The sequence below is a fragment of the Nocardia ignorata NBRC 108230 genome (genome assembly GCF_001612905.1).
GTDB lineage: Bacteria > Actinomycetota > Actinomycetes > Mycobacteriales > Mycobacteriaceae > Nocardia > Nocardia ignorata.
The window spans coordinates 75,676-102,564 of record NZ_BDBI01000005.1 but is presented as its reverse complement, the minus strand read 5'-3'; the positions used below and the strand labels follow the sequence as shown (position 1 = coordinate 102,564).

Annotated in this window: 31 protein-coding genes; 14 read left to right on the top strand and 17 right to left on the bottom strand. The window is 68.1% G+C overall.

Features of this window, described 5'->3' with window-relative positions:
• The first annotated feature begins 21 nt into the window (after positions 1–21).
• Positions 22–1,242, top strand: a complete 1,221-nt coding sequence (locus tag NI2_RS04220) for an NAD(P)/FAD-dependent oxidoreductase (protein ID WP_067486193.1) — start codon at positions 22–24, stop codon at positions 1,240–1,242.
• A 9-nt stretch (positions 1,243–1,251) separates the two neighbouring features.
• Here NI2_RS04220 and NI2_RS04215 read toward each other — a convergent pair whose 3' ends face one another.
• A complete protein-coding gene (locus tag NI2_RS04215; RefSeq protein ID WP_067486191.1) occupies positions 1,252–1,671 on the bottom strand; it encodes a MarR family winged helix-turn-helix transcriptional regulator in 420 nt (139 codons plus the stop codon).
• A 64-nt stretch (positions 1,672–1,735) separates the two neighbouring features.
• Here NI2_RS04215 and NI2_RS04210 point away from each other — a divergent pair, with 64 nt between their 5' ends.
• Entirely contained in the window at positions 1,736–2,146 is a 411-nt protein-coding gene (locus NI2_RS04210) for a MarR family winged helix-turn-helix transcriptional regulator (protein WP_084475889.1), read from the top strand.
• Between the two features lie 39 nt (positions 2,147–2,185).
• Positions 2,186–2,677: an NUDIX hydrolase gene (locus NI2_RS04205; protein ID WP_067486188.1), complete on the top strand. Its 492-nt coding sequence runs from the start codon at positions 2,186–2,188 to the stop codon at positions 2,675–2,677.
• A 1-nt stretch (position 2,678) separates the two neighbouring features.
• Here the strand turns inward: NI2_RS04205 and NI2_RS04200 are convergent, their stop codons facing one another.
• A complete protein-coding gene (locus NI2_RS04200) occupies positions 2,679–3,641 on the bottom strand; it encodes an AraC family transcriptional regulator (RefSeq protein WP_067486187.1) in 963 nt (320 codons plus the stop codon).
• A 122-nt stretch (positions 3,642–3,763) separates the two neighbouring features.
• On the opposite strand from NI2_RS04200, the gene NI2_RS04195 reads away from it, so the two are divergent.
• Positions 3,764–4,522: an NAD(P)H oxidoreductase gene (locus tag NI2_RS04195; RefSeq protein ID WP_084475967.1), complete on the top strand. Its 759-nt coding sequence runs from the start codon at positions 3,764–3,766 to the stop codon at positions 4,520–4,522.
• A gap of 75 nt (positions 4,523–4,597) precedes the next feature.
• On the opposite strand, the gene NI2_RS04190 is transcribed toward NI2_RS04195, so the two are convergent.
• Positions 4,598–5,416, bottom strand: coding sequence for an NAD(P)-dependent oxidoreductase (locus NI2_RS04190; protein ID WP_067486186.1), 819 nt, complete (start codon positions 5,414–5,416; stop codon positions 4,598–4,600).
• 126 nt (positions 5,417–5,542) lie between these two features.
• Here NI2_RS04190 and NI2_RS04185 point away from each other — a divergent pair, with 126 nt between their 5' ends.
• Positions 5,543–5,899: a winged helix-turn-helix transcriptional regulator gene (locus tag NI2_RS04185; protein WP_067486184.1), complete on the top strand. Its 357-nt coding sequence runs from the start codon at positions 5,543–5,545 to the stop codon at positions 5,897–5,899.
• A 15-nt stretch (positions 5,900–5,914) separates the two neighbouring features.
• Here the strand turns inward: NI2_RS04185 and NI2_RS04180 are convergent, their stop codons facing one another.
• Positions 5,915–6,751, bottom strand: a complete 837-nt coding sequence (locus tag NI2_RS04180; RefSeq protein WP_067486182.1) for a phosphoribosylaminoimidazolesuccinocarboxamide synthase — start codon at positions 6,749–6,751, stop codon at positions 5,915–5,917.
• A 166-nt stretch (positions 6,752–6,917) separates the two neighbouring features.
• On the opposite strand from NI2_RS04180, the gene pepN reads away from it, so the two are divergent.
• From pepN to NI2_RS04165, 3 genes are all read left to right on the top strand, one after another.
• Positions 6,918–9,509, top strand: coding sequence for an aminopeptidase N (gene pepN, locus NI2_RS04175; RefSeq protein WP_067486180.1), 2,592 nt, complete (start codon positions 6,918–6,920; stop codon positions 9,507–9,509).
• Between the two features lie 372 nt (positions 9,510–9,881).
• Complete coding sequence (locus tag NI2_RS04170; protein ID WP_067486178.1) at positions 9,882–10,487, top strand: ClpP family protease; 606 nt, start codon at positions 9,882–9,884, stop codon at positions 10,485–10,487.
• A gap of 8 nt (positions 10,488–10,495) precedes the next feature.
• Positions 10,496–11,086, top strand: coding sequence for a ClpP family protease (locus tag NI2_RS04165; RefSeq protein WP_067486173.1), 591 nt, complete (start codon positions 10,496–10,498; stop codon positions 11,084–11,086).
• An 8-nt stretch (positions 11,087–11,094) separates the two neighbouring features.
• Here NI2_RS04165 and NI2_RS04160 read toward each other — a convergent pair whose 3' ends face one another.
• From NI2_RS04160 to NI2_RS04150, 3 genes are all read right to left on the bottom strand, one after another.
• Complete coding sequence (locus tag NI2_RS04160) at positions 11,095–11,931, bottom strand: SDR family oxidoreductase (protein ID WP_067486171.1); 837 nt, start codon at positions 11,929–11,931, stop codon at positions 11,095–11,097.
• Positions 11,928–13,400: a flavin-containing monooxygenase gene (locus NI2_RS04155; protein ID WP_067486169.1), complete on the bottom strand. Its 1,473-nt coding sequence runs from the start codon at positions 13,398–13,400 to the stop codon at positions 11,928–11,930. The genes NI2_RS04160 and NI2_RS04155 overlap by 4 nt, the downstream gene beginning before the upstream one ends.
• Before the next feature lie 163 nt (positions 13,401–13,563).
• Positions 13,564–14,541, bottom strand: a complete 978-nt coding sequence (locus tag NI2_RS04150) for a patatin-like phospholipase family protein (protein WP_067486165.1) — start codon at positions 14,539–14,541, stop codon at positions 13,564–13,566.
• Between the two features lie 60 nt (positions 14,542–14,601).
• On the opposite strand from NI2_RS04150, the gene NI2_RS04145 reads away from it, so the two are divergent.
• The 3 genes from NI2_RS04145 to NI2_RS04135 all read left to right on the top strand — a co-directional run bounded on the left by NI2_RS04145 (position 14,602) and on the right by NI2_RS04135 (position 16,526).
• Positions 14,602–15,198: a TetR/AcrR family transcriptional regulator gene (locus tag NI2_RS04145; protein ID WP_067486164.1), complete on the top strand. Its 597-nt coding sequence runs from the start codon at positions 14,602–14,604 to the stop codon at positions 15,196–15,198.
• Positions 15,199–15,381: 183 nt separating this feature from the next.
• Positions 15,382–15,681 (top strand): hypothetical protein, encoded by a 300-nt coding sequence (locus NI2_RS04140; protein ID WP_067486162.1) that lies wholly within the window; start codon positions 15,382–15,384, stop codon positions 15,679–15,681.
• Between the two features lie 269 nt (positions 15,682–15,950).
• Positions 15,951–16,526, top strand: a complete 576-nt coding sequence (locus NI2_RS04135; protein ID WP_157104646.1) for a hypothetical protein — start codon at positions 15,951–15,953, stop codon at positions 16,524–16,526.
• A gap of 234 nt (positions 16,527–16,760) precedes the next feature.
• Here NI2_RS04135 and NI2_RS04130 read toward each other — a convergent pair whose 3' ends face one another.
• The 9 genes from NI2_RS04130 to NI2_RS04090 form a co-directional block, all read right to left on the bottom strand.
• Complete coding sequence (locus tag NI2_RS04130) at positions 16,761–17,102, bottom strand: DUF5713 family protein (RefSeq protein ID WP_067486960.1); 342 nt, start codon at positions 17,100–17,102, stop codon at positions 16,761–16,763.
• Between the two features lie 79 nt (positions 17,103–17,181).
• Positions 17,182–17,571: a helix-turn-helix domain-containing protein gene (locus tag NI2_RS04125; RefSeq protein ID WP_067486158.1), complete on the bottom strand. Its 390-nt coding sequence runs from the start codon at positions 17,569–17,571 to the stop codon at positions 17,182–17,184.
• 130 nt (positions 17,572–17,701) lie between these two features.
• Positions 17,702–18,901, bottom strand: a complete 1,200-nt coding sequence (locus tag NI2_RS04120; protein WP_067486156.1) for an alpha/beta hydrolase family protein — start codon at positions 18,899–18,901, stop codon at positions 17,702–17,704.
• A gap of 106 nt (positions 18,902–19,007) precedes the next feature.
• A complete protein-coding gene (locus NI2_RS04115) occupies positions 19,008–19,874 on the bottom strand; it encodes an alpha/beta fold hydrolase (protein WP_067486154.1) in 867 nt (288 codons plus the stop codon).
• A gap of 36 nt (positions 19,875–19,910) precedes the next feature.
• Positions 19,911–21,050, bottom strand: coding sequence for an MFS transporter (locus NI2_RS04110; protein ID WP_133734012.1), 1,140 nt, complete (start codon positions 21,048–21,050; stop codon positions 19,911–19,913).
• Positions 21,051–21,202: 152 nt separating this feature from the next.
• On the bottom strand, positions 21,203–21,667 hold the full coding sequence (locus NI2_RS04105; RefSeq protein WP_067486151.1) for a DUF5130 domain-containing protein: 465 nt from the start codon (positions 21,665–21,667) through the stop codon (positions 21,203–21,205).
• Positions 21,654–21,932: an aa3-type cytochrome oxidase subunit CtaJ gene (ctaJ, locus tag NI2_RS04100; protein ID WP_067486150.1), complete on the bottom strand. Its 279-nt coding sequence runs from the start codon at positions 21,930–21,932 to the stop codon at positions 21,654–21,656. Before ctaJ ends, NI2_RS04105 begins: the two co-directional genes overlap by 14 nt.
• A 61-nt stretch (positions 21,933–21,993) precedes the next feature.
• Complete coding sequence (locus NI2_RS04095) at positions 21,994–23,595, bottom strand: glycoside hydrolase family 13 protein (protein ID WP_243749888.1); 1,602 nt, start codon at positions 23,593–23,595, stop codon at positions 21,994–21,996.
• Between the two features lie 175 nt (positions 23,596–23,770).
• The gene (locus tag NI2_RS04090) at positions 23,771–24,184 is read right to left on the bottom strand and encodes a globin (RefSeq protein WP_067486149.1); all 414 of its coding nucleotides are present in this window, start codon (positions 24,182–24,184) and stop codon (positions 23,771–23,773) included.
• Between the two features lie 149 nt (positions 24,185–24,333).
• Between NI2_RS04090 and NI2_RS04085 the strand changes: the two genes are divergently transcribed.
• Entirely contained in the window at positions 24,334–25,047 is a 714-nt protein-coding gene (locus NI2_RS04085; RefSeq protein ID WP_225280980.1) for an HNH endonuclease, read from the top strand.
• Here the strand turns inward: NI2_RS04085 and NI2_RS04080 are convergent, their stop codons facing one another.
• Positions 25,048–25,617 carry a helix-turn-helix domain-containing protein gene (locus NI2_RS04080; protein ID WP_067486951.1) on the bottom strand — a complete coding sequence of 190 codons (570 nt, stop codon included), beginning with the start codon at positions 25,615–25,617 and terminating at the stop codon, positions 25,048–25,050.
• Positions 25,618–25,681: 64 nt separating this feature from the next.
• Between NI2_RS04080 and NI2_RS04075 the strand changes: the two genes are divergently transcribed.
• Together NI2_RS04075 and NI2_RS04070 are read left to right on the top strand one after the other, a co-directional pair.
• On the top strand, positions 25,682–26,503 hold the full coding sequence (locus NI2_RS04075; protein ID WP_084475965.1) for an AzlC family ABC transporter permease: 822 nt from the start codon (positions 25,682–25,684) through the stop codon (positions 26,501–26,503).
• Positions 26,500–26,820, top strand: a complete 321-nt coding sequence (locus tag NI2_RS04070; RefSeq protein WP_067486144.1) for an AzlD domain-containing protein — start codon at positions 26,500–26,502, stop codon at positions 26,818–26,820. The genes NI2_RS04075 and NI2_RS04070 overlap by 4 nt, the downstream gene beginning before the upstream one ends.
• The last annotated feature ends 69 nt before the right edge of the window (positions 26,821–26,889 follow it).

Here is a 26,889-nt window from a genome sequence, read left to right as displayed (position 1 = left end):
TCCGTGAGAAGGAGTCCGTGTATGAGCTCGAATCAGCATTTCGTGATCGTCGGTGGTGGGCTGGCAAGCGCCAAACTGGCCGAAGCCTTGCGCGCCAACGATTTCGACGGCCAGGTGACGTTGCTGGCGGCCGAGGACGATCTACCGTACGAGCGCCCGCCGCTGTCGAAACAGCACCTGGCCGGTGATCAGCAGCTGCCGGATTTCACGGTGGATTCGCCGGCCTGGTACCGCGATCACCACATCGACCTGCGCTTGGGTACCACGGTCGAGGCGTTCGATCCGGCCGCGAGAACGGTGTCGTTGCCGGACGGTTCCACCCTGTCCTACGACAAGCTCGCGCTCGCCACCGGGTCGCGTCCGCGCACCCTCGACGTTCCCGGCGCCGACGCGAGCAATGTGTACACCCTGCGCACCATCGGTGACTCCGATCGGCTGCTCGAGGTGCTGCGTTCGAAGCATCGGCTGGTGATCATCGGCGCGGGCTGGATCGGGCTAGAGGTCGCCGCGCAGGCGCGGGCGCGGCAGCTGGAGGTGACGGTACTCGAGGCGGCGGAGCTGCCGCTGGTGTCGGTGCTCGGTCCGCAGATGGGCACCGTGTTCGCCGAATTGCATCGCGGCAACGGTGTGGACCTGCGTACCGGTGTCGTCGTCGACATGATCCTCACCGAGGACGGCGTGGCCACGGGCGTGCAGCTCGACGACGGCCAGGTGGTGCCCGCCGACGCGGTGCTGGTCGCGGTGGGCGCGCAGCCGAATATCGAGATCGCCGAAGCCGCCGGGCTGGCCACCGGCACCGGCATCCTGGTCGACGAGTCCCTGCGCACCAGCGACCCGGATGTTGTCGCTGTCGGCGATATCGCCGAGGAGCTGCATCCGCTGCTCGACAAGCGGGTACGCGTGGAGCACTGGGCCAATGCCCTGAATCAGCCTGCGGTGGCCGCGCTGACGATGCTCGGCAAGCCCGCCACCTACGACCGCCTCCCCTATTTCTTCACCGACCAGTACAACCTCGGCATGGAGTACACCGGCTATGTCGGTCGCGACGACGACGTGCGGGTGGTCGTCCGCGGCAACGTGGCGAAACCGGAATTCGTCGCCTTCTGGCTGGACCGGGACAACCGCGTGCGCGCGGGCATGAACGTCAATGTCTGGGATGTCACCGATCGCATCAAGGAACTGGTGACCTCGGGCGAACCGGTCGACCCGGAGCGTCTGGCGGACCCGAACACCGAATTGTGAGCGTGCGGCTCATGTCGCCGACTCGAGGTTCGCGATCATGCGTTCGAGAGTCCTTGTGCAGGCGGTGAATTCGTCCGCGTCGATGCCGTCGGCCATGCGGCGCCGGATGGTCCCCACCGAATCGGTCGCCGACTCGTAGGCGCGACGACCTGCCGACGTGAGTTCCCGACGGCCCGTCGATGCACCGGTGATCCAGCCGCGCTCGGTCAAGCCCTGGATCACCGCATCGACGGATTCGCCGTTGAGCTCCCAGAACGGGCGAAGCGCCCGCACCAATTCCGCACGATCGGGGTGGTCACGCTCAATCGTCGAGAGTGTCTGCCACTCGCGGCGTGTCATGCCGACGGCCTCCACGGCACGGTCGAAAGCGGCCTCGATGAGTTGGTCCAGCCGCTTGACCTGGTACCCGATGAGCCGACGCTCAGCCATGAGAAACCTCCCAACGCATGTACATGTCAAAGGACATGTACATGCAAAAGGCTATCATGATGGCGTGAACGAGGTCGAGCACATCGAACGAGCGATGATCGGGATCCGGCGCCGCCAAACCAGACGGGCGCTGTCGCCGGACACGCCGACCGGGCAGGTGTTCGACGTACTCGACGTCATCGAGGCACACCAGGACCCCACCGTCTCCACCGTCGCCGCTGCCCTCGCCGTCGACCAACCGCGCGCGAGCAAGCTGGTGGCCGCCGCCGTGGCCGACGGCTCGGTGCGCCGCGTGGCCGATCAGACCGACGGCAGACGGTCACTCCTGGAGCTCACCGACCGGGGCACCGACATCCTCGCCGCGGCCCATCGACGCCGCCAGAGCGCTTTCGACCGCGCCATGTCCGGCTGGACCCCCACCGAGCGCACCGAATTCGCCCGTCTGCTCACCCGTTTCGTCGACGCCCTCGACTGACCCGCCACCGCGTTTCCCGCACCTGGCAGACTCGACGGCGTGGATGTCTACAGCGCGGGTGTACTGGTGTTCCGGCGTGGCGAGGCCGGGATCGAGGTGTTGATCGGGCACATGGGCGGACCGTTGTTCGCGAAGAAGGACGAGTCGGCGTGGTCGATCCCCAAGGGCGAGTACGAGATCGGGGTCGAATCCGCGGAGGTGGCCGCCGCACGTGAGTTCACCGAGGAGCTCGGGTTGCCGGTGCCGGACGGGCCGTGGATCGCACTCGGTGACGTGCAGTACGGCAGCGGATCGCGCCGCAAGACGGTCACGGTGTGGGCCGTGGAGGGCGACCTCGATCCGGACGCGGTCGTCCCGGGCACCTTCACCATGGAGTGGCCGCCGCGCTCGGGCCGCCTCGGCGAGTTCCCCGAGATCGACCGGGTCGGCTGGTTCGCCCCGGCGATCGCCGAACCCAAGCTGGTCAAGGGTCAGCGTCCGCTGTTGCAGCGCCTGGCCGAGCACCTCGCGGGTACCGCACCGACGCCGTGACTCACGCCCGCGCGAGGGCAGGCTGACGCAGAGTGGAGCGGAATTCCGAAGGGCTCTGTCCGCGAAGACGTTTGAAGGCGGCACTGAACCCGAACGCATCGGAGTAGCCGACGGTGGTCGCCACCTGGGCGACGCTGCGATTCGGGTCGGCGAGCAGTTCCTCGGCCTCGGCCATCCGCCATTCGGTGAGATAGGCCAGCGGAGTCTCGCCCATCACCTCACTGAACCGGCGCGCGAACAGGGCCCGCGACACCGCCGCCTCGGCCGCGAGATCGGCCACCGTCCAGCGCCGGAACGGATCGTTGTGGATGGCCTCGAGCGCGGGCCCGACGACCGGGTCGGCCATGCCGCGATACCAGGCGGGCGCGCAATGCTGCTGTGCCGCAAGCCAGGTGCGCAGCGTGCACACCAACGCCCAGTCCAGGAGCCGGTCCATCAATGCCTGTGAGCCCGCGCTGAGCCGGACCGCGTCGGCGGCGGACTGCTCCAGCCACGCGCAGACCTCGGGGTCGTCGCTGACGACCATCACCGGCGGCAGGGCGCGCAGCAGCCGTTCGTGCCGCCGCCCGGACGCCCGATAGGCGCCGACGATGAGGGAGGTCTCCTCGGGCGCGCCGGTCGCGGTCTCGACGAGTTCCGGTGTGGCACAGGCGAGATCGGCCGGGCCGAAACCACGGGGCACGAAACACGACAGCTCGTAGCCCATGTGCGGGCGGTCGAGCGCCGCCCGGGTATCGGCCAGATGGAACGGCTCGCAGGCCTGGACGACGGCGGTGTCACCGGCCACCAGCCGGGTCGACGACCCGTCGGCGAGCACCAGAGTGCCGCCGCCGCGCAGGACGGTGACCATGACCAGGGGCGCACGGTCGGCGAAGCGGATGGTCCACGGCGACCGCAGCACGGCGTGGGTGACGACCGATCCTTCGGCACGAATGCCGCTCAACAGCGAACTCAACGGATCCACGCCACCAGCGTAGACGAATTCCTATCGACTGGAGATGATCACCCATAGATCGTCCACGCGATTCACGGTTGACTCGAAGCACAGGGCACACCGCCCGCACCACCGACGACCAGGGAGTCACCATGTCGCAGCCCTCCGCCACACCCGAATCCGCTCGCACCGCAACGCCTCCCGCGCCCACCGGCCTCGATCGCGCCGCGAGCGCGGGCGAATCGGCGGTCGACCGGCGGGCCCTGGTGGTCCTGTCGCATCACCGCGCCGATTCGCTGTCGGCTCATGTCGCCGACCGCGCGGTCGCCCGGCTCATCGCCGCCGGGTACGCGATCGACTTCCTCGACCTGCACCGCGAGAACTTCGACCCCCGGATGACCGTGGCCGACCAGCCCGAATGGGGCAATCGCGACAAGGTGTACTCGGCGACCACCGAGGCGCACATGCGCCGGGTCCAGGCCGCCGACGTGATCGTCGTCGTGTTCCCTGTGTACTGGCAGAGCGTTCCCGCCATGCTCAAGGGCTGGATCGACAGCGTCTGGAACTACGGTTTCGCCTACGGCCGCAGCAAGCCGAAGCTGGCGGGCAAACGCATCCTGTGGCTGGGTCTGGCGGGCGCCACCGCGGGCGACGCGATCGTTCCCGGCATGCAGCAGCTACTCGAGGCCCAGCTCAACGAGGGCCTGGCGTACTACAGCGGTTTCGCCGATTCCCGCGTCGGCCTGCTGCCCGATGCCGAGGACCAGCCCCAATCCATCGACGCCGAAGGCAATCTGGTGATCGGTGATGCCATCGCGGGTGACGCGCGGGCCGCGCACTACGCCGCGTTCGACGCGCGGGCCGAGGGCTTCGTCGACGAACTCCTCGCAGCCGAGTTGGTGAACGCCTGACCCCGCCCCCTGTTGCCGGGCACACAGCGCGGTCCGATCGCGGATCTTTCGCACGATCGGACCGCGTACTCGGGCTCAGATGCCGGGCACCGTCTTCAGGAGCACCTGAAGCAACTCCGAAGGCGTACCCGCCTCGTCCGCGGCGGTGTTGATGGTGGTGAGCGCGCCCGCGGTGAAGTCGGCGCTCTGCTCGGGAACGTAGCTCGCCGGGTCGTCGATGCCGGGTGCGTACTGAGCGAACATCCCGGCCATCGCCTGCAGGAAGGGGCCCATCAGGGTGGCCAGGTGGGCGGCCGAACCACCGGTGGTGCGCACCATCTTCCCGCCCTGCTGGAAGCCGGCGAACATCGAGTACATACCGCCGAGGATCGCCAGGTCGTACATGGCCGCGGCACCGTAGTCCGTACCGACCCATTCGGCGCGCCCGAACAGATCGAGGACGTGCCGGAACCGGTCGAACGCGGCGGTGCTACCGCTGTAGAGCAGGAAGGCCGCGGGCCCGCCGATCATCGACGGCACCGCCATGATGCCGCCGTCGATGAGCTCCACGCCGTTCGCCTCGGCCCAGCGGCCGAGCGAGCGCCCCTGTTCCGGGGTGGTGGTCGTCAGGTTCACCAGCACGCGGCCGCGCAACTGCTCGGCGGCGGGCTCCACGTGCTCACGCACCGCCGCGTCGTCGAGGACGCACAGGATCACCAGGTCCCCGGCCGCCATCGCCTCGGCCGAAGTGGTCGCCACCGTCGCGCCTTCGGCGACCAGCGGTTCGGCCCGCGCGGCGGTGCGATTCCACACCGTCACCTCGTGACCACCCGCCAGCAGCGCCTTCGCGAGCGCGGCACCCATCGCGCCGAGGCCGATCACCGAAACACGCTGTACCGCAATCGAGTTGCTCATTGCTCCCCTAGTCCGAAAGGTTGTCGCCGTCGCTCGGCGATGCACTCCCAGATTCGCCCGTTGCGCTAGACTTCACAAGTACCGACTGTGAAGTGCAATACCTACAAAAAAGTAAGTAAGGCGGAGATGAAGCAGCGACAGCATCCGTATTCGTGCGGCATCGATGCCGCCCTCGACGTGGTGGGCGGCAAATGGAAGGCCCTGATCCTGTGGGCCCTGTCCACCGGCACCCAGCGCTTCGGCGACCTGAAACGCCTCGTCCCCGGTGTCACCGAGAAGATGCTGATCCAGCAGCTGCGCGAGCTGGAGCACGACGGCATCATCAGCCGTGAGATCTACGCGCAGGTCCCACCGAAAGTGGAGTACTCCCTCACCGAGCGCGGGGTGTCGCTCAACGCCGCGCTGGTGACCCTCGGCGAATGGGGAAACGAGCAGATGGACCACATCTGCGCGGTGAAAGGTGTTGCCGCACCCGTGCACTGACGCGCGCGGCGACGACTATCCCCGGGTACCCGTCCAGCTCTCGCCGGTGATGCGCTCGTAGGCCTCTTCGTACTTGCGCCGCGTCGCCTCGACCACGTCGGCGGGGATCTCCGGACCGGGGTATTCCTTGTTCCAGCCGGTGGAGGTGGACCAGTCGCGGACGAACTGCTTGTCGAAGGAGCGCTGGGGGCGACCGGGCTCCCATTCGTCCGCGGGCCAGAAACGCGAGGAGTCCGAGGTGAGCACCTCGTCACCGAGCGTGAGAACCTCACCGTCCCAGCCGAATTCGACCTTCGTGTCGGCGACGATCACCCCCGCCTTCGCCGCGTGCTCGGCACCGCGCGTGTAGATCTCGAGGGTCAGGTCCCGCAGCTTCTCGGCGACCTCGCGGCCCTCCTGGTTCACCACGTCGGCGAAGCTGATCGCCTCGTCGTGCCCCTCGGCGGCCTTGGTGGAGGGGGTGAAGATGGGCTCGGGCAGTTTGTCGCCGTCACGCAGGCCGGCGGGCAGCGCGATACCGGAGACGGTGCCCGACTGCTGGTACTCCTTGAGCCCCGACCCGGTCAGGTACCCGCGCGCGATGCACTCGACCTGCAGCATCTTCAGCGGCTTCACCCGGATACCGCGACCGGCGAACTCGGCGGGCACATCGGTGGCCGACACCACGTGGTTGGGAATGTCGGTGAAGTACTCGAACCACCAGTTCGACAGCTGGGTCAGCAGTGCGCCCTTGCCGGGGATCGGCGTCGGCAGCACCACGTCGTAGACCGAGACACGATCCGACGCGACGAGCAGCAGGGTGTCGCCGTCCTCGTAGAGGTCACGGACTTTCCCGGCGTGCACATGCTTCAACGTCGAGCCTCCTGGTAGGTGCGAACTTTTCCGTAGGCACTGTACCGAGGGGGCCGAAACTCGTGAGCGGGTGTCGGCGGCAAGTGGCATTGTGGACGCTGATGTGCGCGCGGCCGAGGCCGCAGCGCGCGAGGCGTGCTGTGTTCGTCGACGACGAAGGAGATCAATGTCTGCCCCGAATCTCACCCGCGACCAGGCGGTCGAACGCGCGGCCGTGGTGGCCGTGGACAACTACCGGATCGAGCTCGACCTCACCGATCAGCCGCGCGGGGCGGATTCGGCGGTGTCGGACACCTTCGGTTCGACGACGACCGTCACCTTCACCGCGAAGCCGGGGGCGAGCACCTTCATCGATCTGGTCGCGGCGCGGGTGCGCTCGGCGGTGCTCAACGGTCGGGAGCTCGATGTGAGTTCCTACGCCGAGGAGACCGGTATCGCCCTGTCGGACCTGGCCGAGAACAACGAGCTGGTGGTGGTGGCCGACTGCGAGTACTCGCACACCGGTGAGGGCCTGCACCGCTTCGTCGACCCGGCCGACGGCAAGGTCTACCTGTACTCGCAGTTCGAGACCGCCGACGCCAAGCGGATGTTCGCCTGCTTCGACCAGCCCGACCTCAAGGCCACCTTCGACGTCGTCGCGACGGCGCCGAGCGACTGGGTTGTCGTCTCCAACGGTGCCGATATCGACCGGCACGAGATCGGCGCGGTCGTGCGCCACACGTTCGCGACCACGCCGCGGATGAGCACCTACCTGGTCGCCATGATCGCCGGTCCCTACGCCACCTGGACCGACACCTATTCCGACACCCACGGCGAGATCCCCCTCGGCCTGTTCTGCCGGGCCTCGCTGGCCGAACACATGGATTACGAGCGGCTGTTCACCGAGACCAAGCAGGGTTTCGACTTCTACCACAAGAACTTCGGTGTGCCGTACGCCTTCGGCAAGTACGACCAGCTGTTCGTGCCGGAGTTCAACGCGGGCGCGATGGAGAACGCGGGCGCGGTCACCTTCCTCGAGGACTACGTGTTCCGGTCCAAGGTGACCCGCGCGTCGTATGAGCGCCGCGCGGAGACGGTGCTGCACGAGATGGCGCACATGTGGTTCGGCGACCTGGTCACCATGAAGTGGTGGGACGACCTGTGGCTCAACGAGTCGTTCGCGACGTTCGCGTCGGTGCTGTGCCAGGCCGAGGCGACCGAATACACCAGTGCCTGGACCACTTTCGCGAATGTGGAGAAGTCCTGGGCCTACCGCCAGGACCAGCTGCCCTCGACCCACCCGATCGCGGCCGACATCCCCGACCTGCACGCGGTGGAGGTGAACTTCGACGGCATCACCTACGCCAAGGGCGCCTCGGTGCTCAAGCAGCTGGTCGCCTATGTCGGGTTGCAGCCGTTCCTGGCCGGTCTGCGCGACTACTTCGCCGAACACGCCTACGGCAACGCCACTTTCGACGATCTGCTGTCGGCGCTGGAGAAGGCGTCAGGGCGTGACCTGTCGGACTGGGGTGCCCAGTGGCTCAAGACCACCGGCCTCAATATCCTGCGGCCCGATTTCACTGTCGCGGCAGACGGCACTTTCTCGAGTTTCGCGGTGGTGCAGGAGGGCGCCGCACCGGGTGCGGGCGAGTACCGCGTGCACCGGATCGCGATCGGTGTCTACGACGATGTCGACGGAAAGCTGGTGCGTGCCAAGCGCGTCGAGCTCGACCTTGACGCCGCCGCGCGGACCGAGGTGCCGGAGCTGGTCGGGGTGCCGCGCGGGGCCCTGGTGCTGGTCAACGACGACGACCTCACCTACTGCTCGCTGCGCCTGGACCCCGAGTCGCTCGCGGTGGTCGTCGACCGCGTCGGTGACATCGCCGAATCCCTGCCGCGCACACTGGCCTGGTCGGCGGCCTGGGAGATGACCCGGCAAGCCGAGATGAAGGCCCGCGATTTCGTCGCGCTCGTGCAGCGCGGGATCGGTGCCGAGTCCGAGATCGGGGTGGTGCAGCGGTTGCTCATGCAGGCCGCGACCGCCATCTCGAGCTACGCGGAGCCCGGGTGGGCCGAGCAGGAGGGCTGGCCCGGTTTCGCCGATCGGCTGCTGGAACTGGCTCGCGGCGCCGAGGCGGGTTCGGATCATCAGCTGGCGTTCGTCAACGCGCTCACCGGGGCCGAGCTGGACACCCGGCACACCGATGTGCTCGCCCGGCTGCTCGACGGCGATCCGGCGGAGGTCGGCCTGGGCGGGCTCACGGTCGACACCGACCTGCGCTGGCGCGTCGTCACCGCACTTGCCGCCGCGGGCCGCATCGACGCCGACGGGCTCGAGTCCCCGGTGATCGACGCCGAACTGGACCGCGACCCGACCGCGGCGGGCAAGCGCCAGGCCGCCGCCGCCCGCGCGGCCCGCCCGCTGGCGGCGGTGAAGGAACAGGCCTGGAACACGGTGATGGGCGACGACACGGTCCCCAACATCACCGCCCGCGCCATCGTCGGCGGTTTCGCCCCCGCGGGCCAGGGCGAACTGCTCGCCCCGTATGTCGACCGCTACTTCGCCGAGGTTCCCGCCGTCTGGGAACGCCGCTCGAGCGAGGTGGCCCAGACCGTCGTCGTCGGCCTGTACCCGCACTGGGCGATCACCGAGGAAGCGATGGCCAAGGCCGACGAGTTCCTCGCGGGTGACCACCCGCCCGCCCTGTACCGCTTGGTCTCGGAAGGCCGCGCCGGGATCGAACGCTCGCTGCGCGCAAGGGAATTCGACGCCAAATAGCGCACGGACCCGATGGCCCCGATCTCGCCGGATCGGGGCCATCGGCCGTTTCCGGCACTGGCTAGCTCGACGCATTTCGCCCCGGTGGAACTACTACCGAGGGTCGAGAGTCGGCGAGGTGAAAGCCCCGTTCGCCGCCGACGCGATCACCCGGCTCACCACACCGATCGCCGCGATGGTCTTCGGGAACATCCTGGATGCGTGTGCGAGAGATCTCGGAGCCTCCGCCACCCGCTGAACACCTTGCTGTCATCGCGGTACTCGTGGGGCGCCCCCGCCGTACGCCGGTGTCGCCGTGTTCGCTGCTGTGAGCAGATCTGCTGGGGGCAGCATCGGCGGCGAATCGTGGTGTGCGCGAGGCACCGTTGACTCATGGCACACGACGACAAAGCACCGATGTTCAGTTGGCGGATGCGTGAGCAGTTGTTCGGGCGGCGGATTCTCGTGCTCGACGGTGCGCTCGACGACGACAACGGGACCCTGCTCATCACCCAGATGCTCACCCTCGCCGCCCAGGCACCCGAAGCGGGAATCTCGCTGTGGATCCACTCCCCCGGCGGCTCGGTGCCGTCGATGCTCGCCATCCGCGACGTGATGCGGCTGGTGCCGTGCGAGGTGTCCACCCTCGCGCTCGGATTGGCTTGCAGCGCAGGGCAATTCCTGCTGTCCTCCGGGACGCCGGGTAAGCGGTACGCGATGCCGCACGCCCGCATCCTCATGCACCAGGGTTCGGCGGGTATCGGCGGCAGCGCCGTCGAGGTGGAGGTACAGGCCGACGACCTGCGCTACACCGTCGACACCGTGCTCGGCCTCATCGCCGAGGACACCGGCCAACCGTTCGACCGCGTCTACGAGGACTCCCTGCACGACCGCTGGTTCACCGCCACCCAGGCCCTCGAGTACGGCTTCATCGACCACGTGGTGGAGTCCTTCGACCAGGTCGTCCCCAATCGCCGCCGCATCGGCATCACGGCCTAGGAGCTGCCATGACCAGTTACACCATTCCGAATGTGGTTTCCCAGCATCGCGGTGGGGAACGCATCACCGACATCTACTCGCATCTGCTCAGCGAACGCATCGTCTACCTGGGCACACCCATCGACTCGGGTGTCGCCAACGCGCTCATCGCACAGCTGCTGCACCTGGAATCCGACAGCCCCGGTCAGGCGATCAGCCTGTACATCAACTGCGAGGGTGGCGACCTGTCGGCCATGCTCGCCGTGTACGACACCATGCGCTTCATCAAGGCGCCCGTGCACACCACCTGTGTCGGTCAGGCCATCGCGGTCGGTGCGGTGCTGCTCGCGGGTGGCGAGGCGGGACACCGGGCGATGCTCCCACACACCCGAATCGTGTTGCACCAGCCCGCGACTCGCGGCCAGGGCACGATTCCCGATCTGATCCTGCAAGCCGACGAGATCGTACGCATGCGGGCGGCGATCGAGGCGATCCTGTCCAAGCACACCGGTCAGAGCCCGGAGACCTTGCGTCGCGATACCGATCGCGACCGGGTGTTCACCGCCGAGACCGCCCTGGAGTACGGGCTGGTCGACCAGGTTCTGCACGAACGGCAGTGAACCGTGCGCTACTGCTTCTCGATGCGATCGAGGTAGACCCGGCGCACGTCGTCGTCGACCCGGTTGATCGCGGCGTCGTCGTGAGCGGCCCTGCGCACCAACCGGATCAGCGATTCCGGCAGCAGCGTCGCGGCGTTCGCGGCGACACCGACATACGACGGGACCGACGTCTCGGCGGCCCGGGTCTTCACCGTGCGGACCACGGCGGCGGCGATGTCTTCGGGCTCGACCGTCGGCAGGATGCCCACGTCGATGCCGGAGCTGAGTTCGGTGCGCACGGCCGAGGGCAGGACGGTGCTCACGCTCACTCCGGTGCCGTCCATCTCGAGCCGGGTCGCCGCGCTGAGCCCGACCACCGCGAACTTGCTCGCGTTGTACACCGCCAGCCCCTTGAGCGGGAACTTGCCCGCCAGCGATGCCACGTTCACCACGTGGCCGTAGCCGCGTTCCACCATGGCGGGTAGCGCCAGCCGCATGCCGTGGATGACACCGTAGACGTTGACGTCCATGGTGAGCCGGTCGATGCGATCGGACTGTTCGAGGAACGGCGCGTTGGGCATGACGCCCGCGTTGTTGACCAGCACGTCGAGCGGGCGACCGTGCCAGTCGACGGCGGCATCGAGAAACCGTGCGTAGGAATCCTTGTCGGTGACATCGAGCGCGTACCCCATGGCCCGGTCGCCGAATTCGGCCGCGGCCTGCACGACCAGCGCCTCGTCGAGATCGCCGAGCGCCACCCGCGCACCCGCCGCCACGAAGGCGCGCGCGGTGGCCAGGCCGATGCCACGCGCCGCGCCGGTGATGGCGACGAGCGCGCCGTCGAGTTCGATCTTCGGATAGCTCATGACAGCACCTTGCTCTCGGTGACGGTGAAATCGGAGGGATCGAACGAACTGACCCGCTTCGTCAGTGCCCCGGTGGACCACGGCCAGCTGAAGCTGTTGCGCCCGTTCATATCCAGGTAGTAGCTGCGGCAGCCACCGGAGTTGTAGACGGTGCCCGGCAGCGCGGCCTGCACCTCGTCGACATACCGGGCCTGCACCGCCGGGCGCACGTCCAGCACGGGCCAGCCCTCGCGGCGGGCACGGGTGACCGCCGAGACGAGGAAGGTGATCTGGGCTTCGAGAACGGCGAACGCCGAGGAGTGTCCGGTGCCGAGACTCGGCCCGAGGACGGAGAACATGTTGGGGAAGCCGGTGGTGACGGTGCCGAGGTAGGCCTCGGGTGAACCCTTCCAGTGGTCGGCCAGGGAGCGGCCGTCGGCGTCGCGGACGATCTCGCCCAGTGGTGAGTCCAGGATGTGGAAGCCGGTGCCGAGGATGATCGCGTCCACCTCGGCGCTGCTGCCGTCGGCGCCGATCACCGTATTGCCCCGGATCTCGGTGACCGCAGTGGCGTGCACGTCGACATTGGGTTTGGTGAGCGACTGGAGGTAGTTGTTGGAGAACAGGATCCGCTTGCAGCCGAGCAGGTAGTCGGGAGTGAGTTTGGCCCGCAGCACCGGATCACGAACCACCGCACGCAGATACGCCGATCCGATCCCCTGCACCGCCTGCATCAGGGGGCGCGGATGTCGGAAGGCCACACCGAGGCCCTCCATCATGGCGTACTCGATGCCACGTAAAGCCTTGTGCGCGAACGGCACTCGCCGCATCACCTGCTTCTCGATGCCCGGCACCGGATGGTCCGGCTTCGGCAGCACCCACTGCGCGGTGCGCTGGAACAGGTGCAGTGCGGCCACCTCGGGCTGGATCTGCGGCACGAACTGCACCGCCGACGCACCGGTTCCGATCACCGCCACCCGCTTCCCGCGCAGGTCGTAGTCGTGATTCCAGCGCGCCGAATGGAAGACCTCGCCATCGAACTCGTCCAGACCGGTGATGTCGGGGAAACGCGGTTCGTTCCACGGACCCGCCGCCGAGACGACGAAACGCGCCGTGAATTCGCCGGAAGTGGTGTCCAGGCGCCACAATTCGGCTGCCGCGTCCCACTGGGCGCCGGTCATCGTCACCCCGAAACGGGTGCGCTCGGCGAGGCCGTGCTCGCGTGCCACCCGGTCGACATAGGCGAGGATCTCCGGCTGCGTCGCGAACAGCCGCGACCACTCCGGGTTCGGCGCGAACGAGAACGAGTACAACCCCGACGGCACATCACACGCGCACCCCGGATAGGTATTGGCCCGCCACGTCCCCCCGAACGTCTCGGCCTTCTCGACGATGACCACATCGTCGATCCCCGCCTCCCGCAACTTGATGGCGGCGCCGACACCCGACACCCCCGCCCCGATCACGATCACCTCATGGTGTTGAGTCATCCGGCTCTCCTTCTTCACAGAATCTCGGGTCGCTGTGCGCTCGTCGTGCGTATGGGCTCATGGGCCGGGTGCCGCACGCCGGTGGCCGCGACCCGCAGACGACCGGGCGCCTTCCGGCGGCCGGGGCCTGCCACGCACCGAGTGCGCGCTCTGATCTGCGAGTTCATCGCGCGAGACTCGCGGTGCGCAGTGCTTCGTGCACGCGGGCGTGGGCATTGGCGCGGGCGGCGGCGAGGGTCGCCGGGCGGCGGCGGGAATCCATGAAGTTGGGACCCATCGCGGCCAATTCGGCGGGGCCCGGTTCGACGCGGATCACGCGAACGCCGTTGTCGCGCAGGAGCTTCACCTCGCGATCCAGGCCGCGAGTCATCTGGGCGCGCAGGAGGCGTTCGATGCGGTCGAAGCCGGTGGCCGGGGCACCGCCCGCGGAGGTCATCGGGGCGATCACCACCACCTCGTCGAGGTCGAGTGGGAGCAGCAGGTCGGCCGAGACCGAGGAGACCGCGCCGCCGTCGACGTAGTCCCGGCCGCCGATCCGTACCGGCGGGAACCAGCCGGGGATCGCCCAGGATGCGGCGATCGCGTCGCCGAGGTCGACGGGTGAGCCATCCGTGGACCGATGCGGCGAATCGGCATCGAACCTGTTGGCCCCGAAGGTGATCCGTTGCCCGGTCGCGGCGTCGGCGGCCACCAACCAGGTCGCGGGGTGATCCACCCAGCCGTCGGCATCGGCGAGTGACCGGCCGAACGAGCGGAGCCAGCTCGCGTCACCGCGTCCGCGTGGCAGCAGCCCGGCCAGGGCGCTGTAGGCCGAGCCCGCGCGGAGACCGGCACCGATCAGGCCGAGGTTCGACAGGCCGATACCGGGTAGCGGCGGGAACTTGCCGGGGTCCACGGCGATGTGCGCCGCGAGTACCGGGTCGGCGCCGGGCTCGGCGTCGAGGGCGGCCAGGAGATCGGCGGGTGTGCGACCGGAACCGAGGGCGGCCACGATCTCCGCGCCGGCCGACGTCCCGATCAGCACGTCGGCCGATCGGACATCCCAGTCCAGTGCGCGTTCGACCGCGTCGAGGGCCACGGCGGTCCAGGCGAACCCGAGGACACCACCGCAACCGATGGCAAGGCCACGTCGAGTGCTCATAATCCAGATACTAACGGTATTCGAATTCCACCGGTACCCCTTTTTGCTAAACTGCCGCATATGACCAGGCTGACGCGCAAAGAGTCCCACGCACGGACGCGCGAAAGTCTCGTCGAGACCGCCAAACGCTTGTTCCTGGCCGACGGCTACAACGTGACCTCCCTGGAGAAGGTCGCCGCCGAGGCCGGCTACTCCAAGGGCGCGGTCTACTCGAATTTCGCCACCAAACACGAACTCGGCCTCGCCGTGCTCGACGTGGTGCACGTGGAGCGGGCCGAATCGCTGTCGGCCGCGATTCTCGGACCCGACACCATGGCCGAACGGATCGAGGGCTTCGCCCGCTGGGCCGACGAGAACATCGGCGATGTCGGCTGGACAGCCCTGGAGGTCGAGTTCGCCACCAGCACCCGCCACCTCCCCGATATCCGCACCGAACTGGCAGAACGCCGCCGCTCCCTCACCGCCGTCCTGGCCTCCCTCATCGAAATCCAGGCCGCCGAACTCGGCATCGCCCTCCCCCTCCCCGCCGACGAAGCGGCCCTCCGCATGCTCGCCCTCGGCATCGGCCTCGGCGTCCAGCGCGCCATCGACCCCGACATGCCCGTAACCGCCCTCGTCGACATGCTCCGCGAACTGACCGTCGTCCGAGCCACCTGAACCGCTCTACTACCGGGCATCGAGCTCGAGCGGCGCCACGTTGGTCCAGTGGGGCTGCGGTCAGCGAAAATCGGTGGACAGCGGTGTCGACTCGAAGGATCATCAACGGCGACCCCGAGGACTCAGCCGTGCCTGCCGCACATCAGTCCGATTGCGGGAGAACAGGATCAGGAAGATCGCACCATGATCAGCTACGAGCAGGCCCGCGAGATCGTCCTCGCCCGTTACCAGCACGGCCGCCACGACGGCTTCGGCACACGCTGCCTGGATGACCGAGAGATCGTGGAGAGCGACGAGTTCTTCGCCTTCTCCGTCGGCTACCGGGAGTATCTGGTGGACGGTGACTTCTCCTATGCCATCGCCGGTGGCGTGCCGGTCGTCTACAAGGCGGATGGGCGATTTGGCTCGCTTCCGTCCCCCGAGGTTGCGATGGATGACACTATTCGCATCCGACCGAATCCACAGCCGCTCCTGAAGGTCTAGTCGGCACGGTTTTTGGCTCGGATCGGGGGCAAGTGGTCTACGAATCTGCTCACCGAGTCGGGTGCTGCGACCAGTGTGGTGCGGAGGCGTTGAGCGTTGTCAGTGAAACTGTTCACGCTGGAACGTTCGGGTGGGCCATCGAAGGCTCTTGTAGCGAATGCGAACACATTCGGCATGCCAGCGGGGAAGGTATTTCGGCGGAGGTTCGCGCCGCGATCATCGCCGACAACGGTCCGAGCGGACTGCGGATTGTGGATCGGGATCCCTCGGTGGGCGCGATGATGCGGGTGATTCGCAGCCGGGAATCGTTGCCGCTCCATGAGCTGAGAGCTGCGGCCGAGGATCTGGTGGCGAACGGGCGTGCGGGGACACTCGCGGAGATGTCGCTGCTCCGAGAGCTATTGGAAGATCAGGGGGTCCGGGCCGAGGTCGTCTTCGCGACGCCGCGACGATCCGGACGCACGATCAGCCTGGTCAAGCGCGTCGTCTATCTCGTTCCGCCTAAACGGCTCAGCGATCCGGACACTCGGACGGCACTGGTTCCCCACCGCCTGGCCGAAGCAGAGGCCGAGCTTCTGGCCGGGTACCTGGAATCGGCGACCGTGCTGGCGATAGCCGCGAGCAGGGTTCCGGATCGATTGACCGGGCGCCTGCTGCTACCACTGGGCGTCATGACCGACGGGGAATGGGCGTGGAATCTCGACTGGGCGGACTATGTTCGGGCCTATCGCGTGGACCCGTCCCAGCAATTCCGTGACCATGCCCGCAGCCGCAATTACGCCCCGGTCGAGCTCGACGACGACCGCGTCCAGCAGATCGCACGCACCCTCGGCGTTCGGGGGTAACGCGAAACGCCCTGTCGATCAGGCGAGGACGCGGCGTGGTTGTGCCACCGTCAGCAACGCGTTCGGAGCGATGATCGTGACCGACCCGTCCCGACAGCCTGATAATCGTTTCAGCACAAGGGGTTGTCGGTGTGCAGGATTTGTTCGGCGAACCATTGAACTCGGGCCGAGGTGATTCCGGTTCGATGCTCGACGGCCAGGGGGTGATCGGTGGTCGCTGCGGTGAACAGCCCGTCACCAGTCGCGCCCGGCCAGCAGTTCCTCGGAGTCCGCATTCGGGAAGCCGTAGGCCGATGCGATCGCGCAGAAGTCATCGGCGATCACTTCGCGTGCGACCGTCTCGATTTCGCTGCCGGCCGCCTCGAACTCCGCCTCCAGGTCGTTGAACTCCGCTGTGGCGCCCCGGGTGAGGACGTATAGGGCCGCCAGATCCGACGGCCGTTCCGACTCGATGGTCTCGCACAGGCGGAGCAGGACCGCCTTGCACCGGTCGAGCACGACATCGGGATAGTACGGGTCTCCGTACATCTCTCGCAGGAACGGATGCCCGGCCATCTGACGGTTCGTGATCGGCATGCGTCGATCATGCACGGCACCACCGACAACCGCGCGGTCACCGATCATCGGTAGATGGACGAGCGCATCAGGATTGGTGTCAGGCCACCATCAGCAGTGCGTTGGGTGCGATCATCGTGGTGCGCGGCATAGCGGGGGCGGTGATGCGGCGGTCGCCGCCGACGACGACGGCTGTGCGGCGGCGCATCATTTCCGCCACCTGGCCGACGAGGTCGCCCACGCTGGTGCCCAGTGCACCGGCCAGGGCGGCGATCATTTCGCTGGAGGGTTCCTTGCGGCCGCGTTCCACCTCCGAGAGGTACTGCGGGGAGATGCCCGCGCGGCCCGCAATGTCGACCAGCGTCGAGCGCTGCTCTTGGCGCAGCGTGCGCAGGCGTTCGCCGAGGGCCTCGCGCCACAGCGGTTCGGGGCGTGCCCGTCGCTCCTCGCGCCCGCCCGGAATCACCCGCAAACCCTTGTGCTCGCCCATGGTCCGAGCGTAAAGACTGCCGGCGCGACACACCCGGTTCTTCTGCTGTGGGCGTAACTCAGCGGCAGTGCCGGGACAGCGCGGACGCCTTCAGCAAGGTGCAGCTCGCGTCGATGCGAGGGCGTACGCGTCAACGGGTGATGCCGAAGCGGGTGTCGACCCAGCCGAGGGCGTCGGTGAACGACGCGGAGATGATCTCACTGTGGTCGACGCCGTCGTATTTGCGGTAGTCCACCGATTGACCGCGCATCTGCTGTTGGGCCACCATCGCGTCGGTCGACTTCAGCGGAACGGTGTGATCGTCGCGGCCCTGGAGCACCAGCACCGGTTCGGTGAAGCTCAGCCCGCTCGGGTCGTTGTCGTCGAGGACGCGTAGGAGCCCGGACAGGTCACCATCGCGCTCGAGAACGTCCTTGACCGACAGCCCACCCCATTTGCCCGATTCACTCAGTGCCGCCGCGCAGTCGGTGTCGGCGAGCGGCAGCATCGACACCGCACGCTCGGTGAGGAACCGGGCCGGGTCCAGCTCGGTGACGGTCTGCGCGCCGCGAACCAGCATCGGCAGGTACACCGCCAGCCCGCCGGTCCCGACCGAGCCGAGCGGATTCGACACCGCCCACTTGGCCATCCGCACCTGCTCCGCCAGATGGGACGCGGGTGCGAGCGCCACCGCACCGAGCAGATCGACCGCGGGAGCCCAACCGCCCGACGCGCTCGCGGCGAACAGGGCCGCGTGCCCACCCTGGGAGTGACCCATCGCCACCCAGCGCGCACCGATATCGCGGTTGAATTCCCTTGCCGCGACGACGATGTCGGCGACGGCGCGCTGCTCGGTCTCCCCGATGAGGTAGCCGTGGCCGCCGGGTGTGCCGAGCCCCTGGTAGTCGGTGCGGGCCACCGCGTACCCGGCGGCGACCCAGCGGGCCAGCTCGTCCCTCGTCGGTGACGCACCGTCGGCCCGCGAGGGCGCGCACACGTCGGCGACGCCGTTGGTGCCCGGCGCGAACGAGATCAGCGGCCAGCCGCCCACGGGCGGCGTCCCCGGCGGCACCGATACCGTTCCCGAGACGGCGACCGTCGCCCCGTGCGCGTCGATCGAGCGGTAGAGGATCAGCTCGGTGCGGGCACCCCGTACGGCGTCGGGCAGTGACCGGGTGCGGATCACCGAACCCCGTGCGCCCGGGAGGGTTTCACCGTCGACGGTGTAGAAGTCCGAGGTCGGCGCACCGGCGGCGGGTTCGGTGTCGCGGAACGAGTCGTCGGCGCAACCGACGGCCGACAAGCAGGTCACCGCTACCGCGGCGACGATCCGAGCCAGTGCTGTGCGCATGATCCCCCTTCACCGGCGACCGGCCGTGCCGGCCGCGAAAGCCGCCGCTCAGGGTACTCGATCACGCGCGAACGGCCGGGCGGGTGCCCGGCCGTCCGCAGGTGGCTCAGCGCAGGACCCGGCCGAGGAAATCACGGATCAGCGCGGCGATCTCGGGGCCGTGCGTCTCGAGCGCGAAGTGCCCCGCGTCGAGCAGGTGCAGTTCGGCGTCGGGCAGATCGCGCAGGTAGGCGCGGGCGCCGTCGGCTCCGAAGATCTCGTCGTGCTCGCCCCAGGCGATGAGCGTCGGGGGACGGTGCTCGGCGAAGTACTTCTGGAATTCGGGGTAGCCGTCGAGGTTGTTCTTGTAGTCGGCGAACAGGTCGAGCTGGATCTCCTTGTTGCCTGGACGGTCCAGGTAGGCCTGGTCGAGAGTCCAGGTGTCCGGGCTGACCAGCGACAACCGGTCGGCCGGAACGCCATGGGTGTACTGCCATTTCGTCGCGTCGGCCGCAAGCAGCTTGCGCACCTCCGGTTCGTGGGCGGCGCGGTCGTTCGCGTGTGCGAACAGCGGCTCCCAGAACGGTGTGAAGCCCTCCAGATAGGCGTTGCCACTCTGGGTGATGAGGGCGCTGACGCGCTGCGGGTTGCGTGCGGCGATACGCAAGCCGATGGGGGCGCCGTAGTCCTGGATGTAGAGCGCGAACCGGTCGATGCCGAGGGTGTCGAGCAGTGCGAGGGTGAGGGCGGTGAGGTTGTCGAAGGTGTAGTCGAACTCGTCGGCCTTCGGCATCCCGGACTGCCCGAAGCCCAGATGGTCGGGCGCGATCACGTGATAGTCGGCGGCGAGGGCCGGGATCAGGTTCCGGAACATCGCCGAGCTCGTCGGGAATCCGTGCAGGAGAACAACAGTCGGTGCCGACGGGTCACCCGCCTCGCGGTAGAAGATGGACTGGCCCTGGATCTGCACGGTGTTGTGACGGACCTGGCTCATGATGGATCTCTCTTTCTCGATGGGTTTTGCGGAGGTTCAGACGGTGACCGGTTCGCGACGGCGAACCGGTGCGACGAGGACAGCGGCGGCCACGGTGAACAACACCGTGAGCGCGAAATAGCCGCGGTAGCTGTCGGTGAAGGTGTGGATCAGGGCGGCGACACCCAGCCCGGCGGCGGCCGACAGCTGATGAATCACCCAGGCGGGAGCCAGGGTTCGGCCCATCCGCGCCGGATCGAGTCCACGCGACACGATGGCCATGGTGAGCGGGATGACCGGGAAGGAGGCGATACCGAACAGCACCGCGACCAGCACCAGCGACCCCGGCACGAACACCGCGAGCAGCAGTGCGGACAGGCGCACCACGAACAGGATTCGCAGCAGACCTTCGGGCCGGTGACGGCGCAACAGCGGGACCAGCGCGGCGGAGGTCAGCCCGGCCGCCAGCGCCGCCAAGGCGACCAGCCTGCCCGCACCGGTGACCGACCACCCCAGTTCCACCGCGTGCTTGGGCAACATCAGCACAACCACATAGAGGGTCGCGGAGTGTAACCCGAACGCCACCAGCACCTTCCACCGGTCGGCCAGCGACTCCCCCGCACCTGCCACACCGGTGGCCCGCCGATCGTTGGGCAGCAGCAGCCACAACACGGCCGTGACGGCCAGGCCGACCGCACCGAGCAGGGCGAAGGTGGCGCGCACACCGATCGGCTCGAACAACGCGGTCGCCGCCCACGGAGTGACGAGCTGACCCAGATTGATGCCGATCGCCGCCCGCGCCATCGCGGGTCCCGCCTGCGCGCCGTGCGCCCGCCCGAGCAGCGTGGTGACGGTGAGCGTGGATGCCGAGGCGAACCCGAGCCCGCCGAGCACCATGTAGGCGGCGACGAACTGCCAGGTCTGGGTGACCGTGGCGAGCACGAGATAACTGCCCGAGATCAGGCTGAGCCCACCGGTCAGCACCATCTTGGGCCCGAAGCGATCGAGCAGTCGCCCGATCCCCTGCTGCGCCACCCCGGTCACCGCCGTCCCCAGCGCGGCGGCCACGGCAAGCGCCGTCGACGACACCCCGTACGACGCGGCGGTCGGCGCGAAGAACACCCCCATGGTGAAGTTCAGCCCGAACGACACGGTCATCGCCGCCAGTCCCGCCCAGGCAAGATTCTCTCGCCGCATGCTCGCCACTCCCTAACCAGTCAAAGTCGTTTCACTGGTTAGAAGTCGACAGTCGTCGGGTTGATTCCCGATGCGCGGAAATTTTTCGCACCGAAACACGAACGGCGCGTTCACCTCTGCGGGTGAACGCGCCGGTGCGCGGCGAAAGGGGGCTAGCGGCCGATAGCGGCGGCCATCACCCGGACAGCCGAGATCAGTCCGTCGATCAGGTTGCCCTGACGGAAGGAGGCCAGGGCGGCGGTGACGCCGAGCTGGCAGATGCGGTCGTTGGCGCGCTCGGCCACCGCGGCACCCGAGCGGACCTCGACGGCACCCTGGTTGGGCGAGACCGCGATGAGCACCGAGTCGGCGGACTCGGGGGTGTTCGGCAGCAGCGCGTCGGCACCGGCGGCCGGGTCGGCACCCAGGTCGCCGAGGTAGATGTTGAAGCGCACCTTCGTGGCGCGGGTGGCGTCGGTGAGCGCGTTGTCGAGGGCGACCCGCTCACGATCGGTGAACGGCACCTCGTCGAAGACCGTGCCGGGCTCGTGCACACCGGAGACGCGGCCACTGCTGGTCAGCGCGTACCCGTGCGGCAGGTCGGCTTCGACAACCGCGGGCCAATTAGAACTTGCCACTTGCCCGGCCTCCGATCAGCTCCGCGTGCGCGGGTTCGAGAACCGCATGGCTGCCATGCGGTTCGGCGTGGTGGTGACCGGACGCAGCGGTCACCTCGTCGGTAGCGCTCCACAGCACCGGCGGGTGGGTCCACTTCTGCCCGAGCTCGAAGTGGGCCGGCTTCTCACCGGGCAGTGGCTTACCGAGATAGGACAAACCCGCGATCGCGAAGTAGATCGCGGCCGGGATGCCGACGAAGATCAGCACTGTCTCGAGAATGCTCACGAGTGAAACGTTAGACGATGCTCTGTAGTAGTTCATCCTCCGGCCGTCGGAAATGCGCGTGTCAGACCAACCAGGCCGCCGCGTTCGCGGGCAGGCGGTCGTCGGCGACCGGAGCGCTGGACAGCAGCAACTCCCCCGGCGGCAGCTGAATCGGCCCGTCGGAGGCGTTGAGCACACACACCAGCCCACCCGGCCGGCGGAACGCCAGACATCCGGCCGGACTGCCGTACCAGTCGATCCGGTCGCCCGCGAATTCCGAACGGGTACCGCGCAGATCGATCGCCAGGCGGTACAGCGACAACGTCGAGTGCAGGGTTTCCAGCTGGGCTTCGACGGTGCGGTCGGCCCACTCGGCGGGCATCGGCAGCCACGGCGTGCCCGTGGTGAAACCGAACGGCGGCGTACTGCCCTCCCACGGAATCGGCACCCGGCACCCGTCGCGACCACGCTCGGTGTGACCGGAGCGTTCCCACACCGGATCCCGCAGCGCCTCCTCGGGCAGATCGTCGAAATTGGGCAGCCCGAGCTCTGCGCCGTTGTAGACGAAAACCGCACCCGGCAGCGCCAATTCGACCATCATCATCGCCCGCGCCCGCGCCACCCCGGTCTTGCCGCCGCCGTAGCGGGTGACCTCGCGTTCGATGTCGTGGTTGGACAGGGTCCAGGTGGGTGGGGCGCCGACCGCGCTCACCGCCTCGAGCGAATGGGTGATGGCGGTGCGCACATCCTCGGCGGTGAAGGCCGCCTCGGCCAGCCGGAAGTTGAACGCCAGATGCAGTTCGTCGGGGCGCACGTACTCGCCGAAGCGCACGTTGTCGTCGACCCACACCTCACCGATGGACACCGCGTGCGGATAGTCGTCGAGCACGGTGCGGATGCGGCGGTGGATGGCGTGCACACCGGGGTTGTTGAAGCGGGGATCGTCGTCGTCGTGCACCAGCATCTTGGTGTCGACGCGCGCCATGTCGGGCAGGCCCTCCGGTTTGGCCATGCCGTGGGCCACATCGAGACGGAAACCGTCGACCCCGCGGTCGAGCCAGAACCGCAGCGTCTTCTCGAAATCCGCGGCGACGTCGGGATTGTCCCAGTTCAGGTCGGGTTGTTCGCGGGCGAAGACGTGCAGGTACCACTGGCCCGGCGTGCCGTCGGGCTCGGTGATCCTGGTCCAGGCCGGGCCGCCGAAGATGCTCGGCCAGTTGTTGGGCGGCTCGGCGCCGTCTTCGCCGCGACCGTCGCGGAAGATGTAGCGCGCCCGTTCGGGACTGCCCGGTGCGGCTTCGAGCGCGGCCGCGAACCACGGGTGCTCGGTGCTGGTGTGGTTGGGCACCAGATCCATGGTGACCTTGATCTCACGATCGTGTGCCTCGGCGATGAGTTCGTCGAGAGCCTCGAGGCCACCGAAGAGCGGGTCGATGTCGCGGGGGTCGGACACGTCGTAGCCGCCGTCGGCCTGCGGTGAGCGCATCACCGGACAGATCCACAGCGCGTCGACACCCAATAGCTCGAGGTAGCCCATCTTCTCGCGCACACCGCCGAGGTCGCCGACTCCGTCACCATCGGAGTCGGCGAACGAACGCGGATAGACCTGATAGAACACGGCGGTTTTCCACCACGGAGCGGTGCTGTTGTCCCCCGGCACCGGCGAGGCAGGTGTCTGTGTCACAACCGCAATATTGCCAAAGTGGGCCGACAATATTCACGCGGCGCGAGACTTTCTTCGAATCCGGCAAATCGCCAGCGTTCGCCACGCCGGACGGAAACATCGCGGTAAACCGGGGCGCAGGTCCGAAATCGGGTCGCTACCTGGACGTCATCAGCGAACCCCGAGCGTCCCGAGCTCAGTGCGGGGCGTTCTGCAACGAGGCCGCTGCCATCTGGAAATAGTCCAGCATCGCCTTGCGGTGTTCGGCGTCCAGGATCGACGGCTCGATCTCGTCGACGGCGATCCGCATGCAACGCAACCACGCGTCCCGCTCGAGCGCTCCGATGACGAACGGATGATGACGCATGCGCAGCCGGGGGTGGCCGCGCTCGTCGGAGTAGGTACGTGGCCCACCCCAGTACTGTTCGAGGAACATCCGCAACCTGCGCTCGGCCGGCCCCAGATCCTCCTCCGGATACAGCGGGCGCAGGATCTCGTCGGCAGCGACCTCGCGATAGAACACCGACACGATGCGGCGGAAGGTCTCCGCGCCACCCACCGCGTCGTAGAACGAGGTCGTTGTCTGCTCACCTGAAGTCACGCGCTCCATTGTGCCCCGAGCGCGCGCCGGGCCTTCAATCACAGTTCACCCGAAAGTTTGAAAAATAACCGTGCAATACGGGCTCAACCGTGGTCAACTGGGGACAGTATCGACCCCAGATACCACATGATCCTGCCAATCATGAAATTGAGGTCACAATGAAGCAGCGGCCAAGCGCCCGGTCACACGAGGCGCGCGCGCACCGACAACTCCAGCCCGCCGACGTCCACAATCGTGGCTCGGGGGCTATTCCGCTGCACATCTTGTCCGATCACCATCCGGGCGCACACGGTCTGCACGACCTGCCGCATCGCCCCGCGCCACTGCATCTCGCCGGCGATCACGACGCCGCCGCCTGGCGTAAACGCCGGGTGCTGCTTCTCAACGCCACCTACGAACCACTCACCGCACTGTCCGCTCGCCGCGCTGTCGTTCTGCTGATCTGCGCGAAGGCCGACGCGGTCCACGACGATCCCGCCGCCCCGGTCCTGCATTCGGCGGGCGCGACGGTGGCCATTCCCTCCGTTATCCGGCTGCGCACCTATGTGCGGGTCCCCTACCGCGCCCGGGTGCCGATGACCCGGGCGGCACTCATGCACCGCGACCGCTACCGCTGCGGGTACTGCGGCGGCAAAGCCGAAACCATCGACCACGTCATCCCGCGCAGTCGCGGCGGGGAGCACTCGTGGGAGAACTGCGTGGCCAGCTGCGCGCCGTGCAACCACCGCAAAGCCGACAAAATGCTGACCGAACTGGGCTGGACGCTGCGTCACCCGCTGGTCTCGCCCAAGGGCCCGCACTGGCGGCTGCTGTCGACCACCGCCGACCTCGACCCGCTCTGGTTGCAGTACCTGGGCGAAGGGGCCGCCTGATCAGGCGCTCTCGATGACCATCGTGGCCCACGTGCCCGGTTCGAGAGCCTCGAAGACGTGCGGCAGATCACCCAGGTAGCGGATGTAGTCACCTGGGCGCATCTCCACGGGCTCGTCGGCGGGACCGACGATGGCATGACCCGCCGCGAGGACCACATGCTCGACTACACCGGGCGTGTGCGGTTCCGAGCGACGAATCTGACCGGGTTCGGCCGCGATCCGGTACACATCGCAGCGCGTGTGCGACTGGCCTGCCGCGAGCAGGGTGACGCGATAATCCGCGTCGGCCGAGGGCACCTGCGAACCCTCGTCGGCGCGGATCACCTGCACGTTCGGGCGCGGCGGATCGAGCAGTCGCGAGAACGGCATCTCCAGGGCGACGCACAGCGCCCACAGGGTTTCCAGGCTGGGATTACCGGTGCCCGATTCCAATTGCGACAGTGTGGACTTCGCCACACCCGCGCGGCTGGCGACTTCGGTGAGCGACAGGCCGGCGCGGGCGCGTTCTCGTCGTAGGGCCGCCGCGATCACCGCTTGGGGTGGTCCGGCGACCGGGTCCTGCCGGTCCATCAACGCCTCCTGGGAGCTGTTTCCGCGTTGACTTTACCGACCCGCAGCGTTCACTATGAAAAACATGCGTTCGATCTGGCGAACACTCGATCGGCGGACCGCCGCCGCCGTGGCCGCGGCCTGCCTGGCCGTCGGCCTCTTCGGCGTCTCCTACGGCGCCTCGACCATCGCTGCCGGATTCCCGGTGTGGATGCCGATCGTCGCCGCGGTGACGGTGCTGGCCGGCGGCTCGGAACTGCTGTTCTTCGGGATCGTCGCGGCCGGTGGGAGCCCGCTCGCCGCCGTGGTCGCCGGGTTGCTGCTCAACGCGAGGCACCTGCCGTACGGGCTGGCCGCCCCCGATGTGTTCGGGCACGGCTGGCGTCGGCTGTTCGGGATCCACGTCCTCAACGACGAGTCGGTGGCCTTCGCGACCGCGCCCGGTGCCCGGGAACGCAAGCGTGCGGCGTATTGGGCCTGTGGGATCGGAGTCGCCCTGTGCTGGCCGCTCGGTGCGACCCTCGGCGCCGCCCTCGGTTCCCTCGTCCCCGACACCTCCGCACTCGGCCTGGACGCGGTGTTCCCGGTCATCCTGCTGACGCTGCTGCTACCCGCACTGCGTGATCGCGCGACGCTGCGCCCGGTACTGGCCGGGGCCGGGCTGGCAGTCGCGATTGCGCCATTCGTGCCTGCCGGGTTGCCGGTATTGATCGCGCTGATCGGGTTGGTGCTGGCGTCCCGGCCTGCGAAGCCGACGGATTCCGCAGCGGCACAGCCGGAGAGTGTCGGCGGAGTCGGCCACGCGGAAGTCGACGCGGCGGGTGCCGGCGTGCGGCCGGGCGGGTGGGTCGCCGCCGACTCGGATTGCTGCCCACCTGCGGCATTCTCGCGCGGGGGTGCGTCGTGAACGCGCCCTACCTGGTGCCCGCGATGATGGCGCTGGCGGTCGGCACCTATGCGCTGCGGTGGGCGGGGCCGGCGTTGCGGGATCGAATCCGGTTGTCCGCGCGTACTATTGCGCTGCTCGACACCGGGGCGTTGATTCTGCTGGCCGCGCTGGTGGCGACCGCGACGTTGCCGACGGGCACCGGGGAACTCGGGGTCGCCTTGCCCGCCGGCGTCGCGGTCGGCGGTGTGCTTGCCTGGCGGCGGGCGCCCTTGCTCGTCACCGTGATCGCCGCCGCCGCCACGACCGCACTGCTTCGACTCGTCGGCGTGCACTGACCCCGCTTGTCGCGCTCGGCAGGTCGGCATAGCGCCGCCGATGGCATACGACCAGTCGGCATGAAGCCC

Excerpts from the sequence above, each read along its gene's own strand:
- NI2_RS04165 (WP_067486173.1), top strand. The coding sequence starts at position 10,496 with ATGACCAGTTACACCATTCCGAATGTGGTTTCCCAGCATCGCGGTGGG.
- NI2_RS04090 (WP_067486149.1), bottom strand. The coding sequence starts at position 24,184 with ATGGAGCGCGTGACTTCAGGTGAGCAGACAACGACCTCGTTCTACGAC.
- NI2_RS04120 (WP_067486156.1), bottom strand. The coding sequence starts at position 18,901 with ATGCGCACAGCACTGGCTCGGATCGTCGCCGCGGTAGCGGTGACCTGC.
- NI2_RS04110 (WP_133734012.1), bottom strand. The coding sequence starts at position 21,050 with ATGCGGCGAGAGAATCTTGCCTGGGCGGGACTGGCGGCGATGACCGTG.
- NI2_RS04220 (WP_067486193.1), top strand. The coding sequence starts at position 22 with ATGAGCTCGAATCAGCATTTCGTGATCGTCGGTGGTGGGCTGGCAAGC.
- NI2_RS04170 (WP_067486178.1), top strand. The coding sequence starts at position 9,882 with ATGGCACACGACGACAAAGCACCGATGTTCAGTTGGCGGATGCGTGAG.
- pepN (WP_067486180.1), top strand. The coding sequence starts at position 6,918 with ATGTCTGCCCCGAATCTCACCCGCGACCAGGCGGTCGAACGCGCGGCC.
- NI2_RS04125 (WP_067486158.1), bottom strand. The coding sequence starts at position 17,571 with ATGGGCGAGCACAAGGGTTTGCGGGTGATTCCGGGCGGGCGCGAGGAG.
- NI2_RS04190 (WP_067486186.1), bottom strand. The coding sequence starts at position 5,416 with ATGAGCAACTCGATTGCGGTACAGCGTGTTTCGGTGATCGGCCTCGGC.
- NI2_RS04195 (WP_084475967.1), top strand. The coding sequence starts at position 3,764 with ATGTCGCAGCCCTCCGCCACACCCGAATCCGCTCGCACCGCAACGCCT.
- NI2_RS04160 (WP_067486171.1), bottom strand. The coding sequence starts at position 11,931 with ATGAGCTATCCGAAGATCGAACTCGACGGCGCGCTCGTCGCCATCACC.
- NI2_RS04150 (WP_067486165.1), bottom strand. The coding sequence starts at position 14,541 with ATGAGCACTCGACGTGGCCTTGCCATCGGTTGCGGTGGTGTCCTCGGG.
- NI2_RS04185 (WP_067486184.1), top strand. The coding sequence starts at position 5,543 with ATGAAGCAGCGACAGCATCCGTATTCGTGCGGCATCGATGCCGCCCTC.
- NI2_RS04085 (WP_225280980.1), top strand. The coding sequence starts at position 24,334 with ATGAAGCAGCGGCCAAGCGCCCGGTCACACGAGGCGCGCGCGCACCGA.
- NI2_RS04115 (WP_067486154.1), bottom strand. The coding sequence starts at position 19,874 with ATGAGCCAGGTCCGTCACAACACCGTGCAGATCCAGGGCCAGTCCATC.
- NI2_RS04080 (WP_067486951.1), bottom strand. The coding sequence starts at position 25,617 with ATGGACCGGCAGGACCCGGTCGCCGGACCACCCCAAGCGGTGATCGCG.
- NI2_RS04215 (WP_067486191.1), bottom strand. The coding sequence starts at position 1,671 with ATGGCTGAGCGTCGGCTCATCGGGTACCAGGTCAAGCGGCTGGACCAA.
- NI2_RS04140 (WP_067486162.1), top strand. The coding sequence starts at position 15,382 with ATGATCAGCTACGAGCAGGCCCGCGAGATCGTCCTCGCCCGTTACCAG.
- NI2_RS04155 (WP_067486169.1), bottom strand. The coding sequence starts at position 13,400 with ATGACTCAACACCATGAGGTGATCGTGATCGGGGCGGGGGTGTCGGGT.
- NI2_RS04145 (WP_067486164.1), top strand. The coding sequence starts at position 14,602 with ATGACCAGGCTGACGCGCAAAGAGTCCCACGCACGGACGCGCGAAAGT.
- NI2_RS04130 (WP_067486960.1), bottom strand. The coding sequence starts at position 17,102 with ATGCCGATCACGAACCGTCAGATGGCCGGGCATCCGTTCCTGCGAGAG.
- NI2_RS04075 (WP_084475965.1), top strand. The coding sequence starts at position 25,682 with ATGCGTTCGATCTGGCGAACACTCGATCGGCGGACCGCCGCCGCCGTG.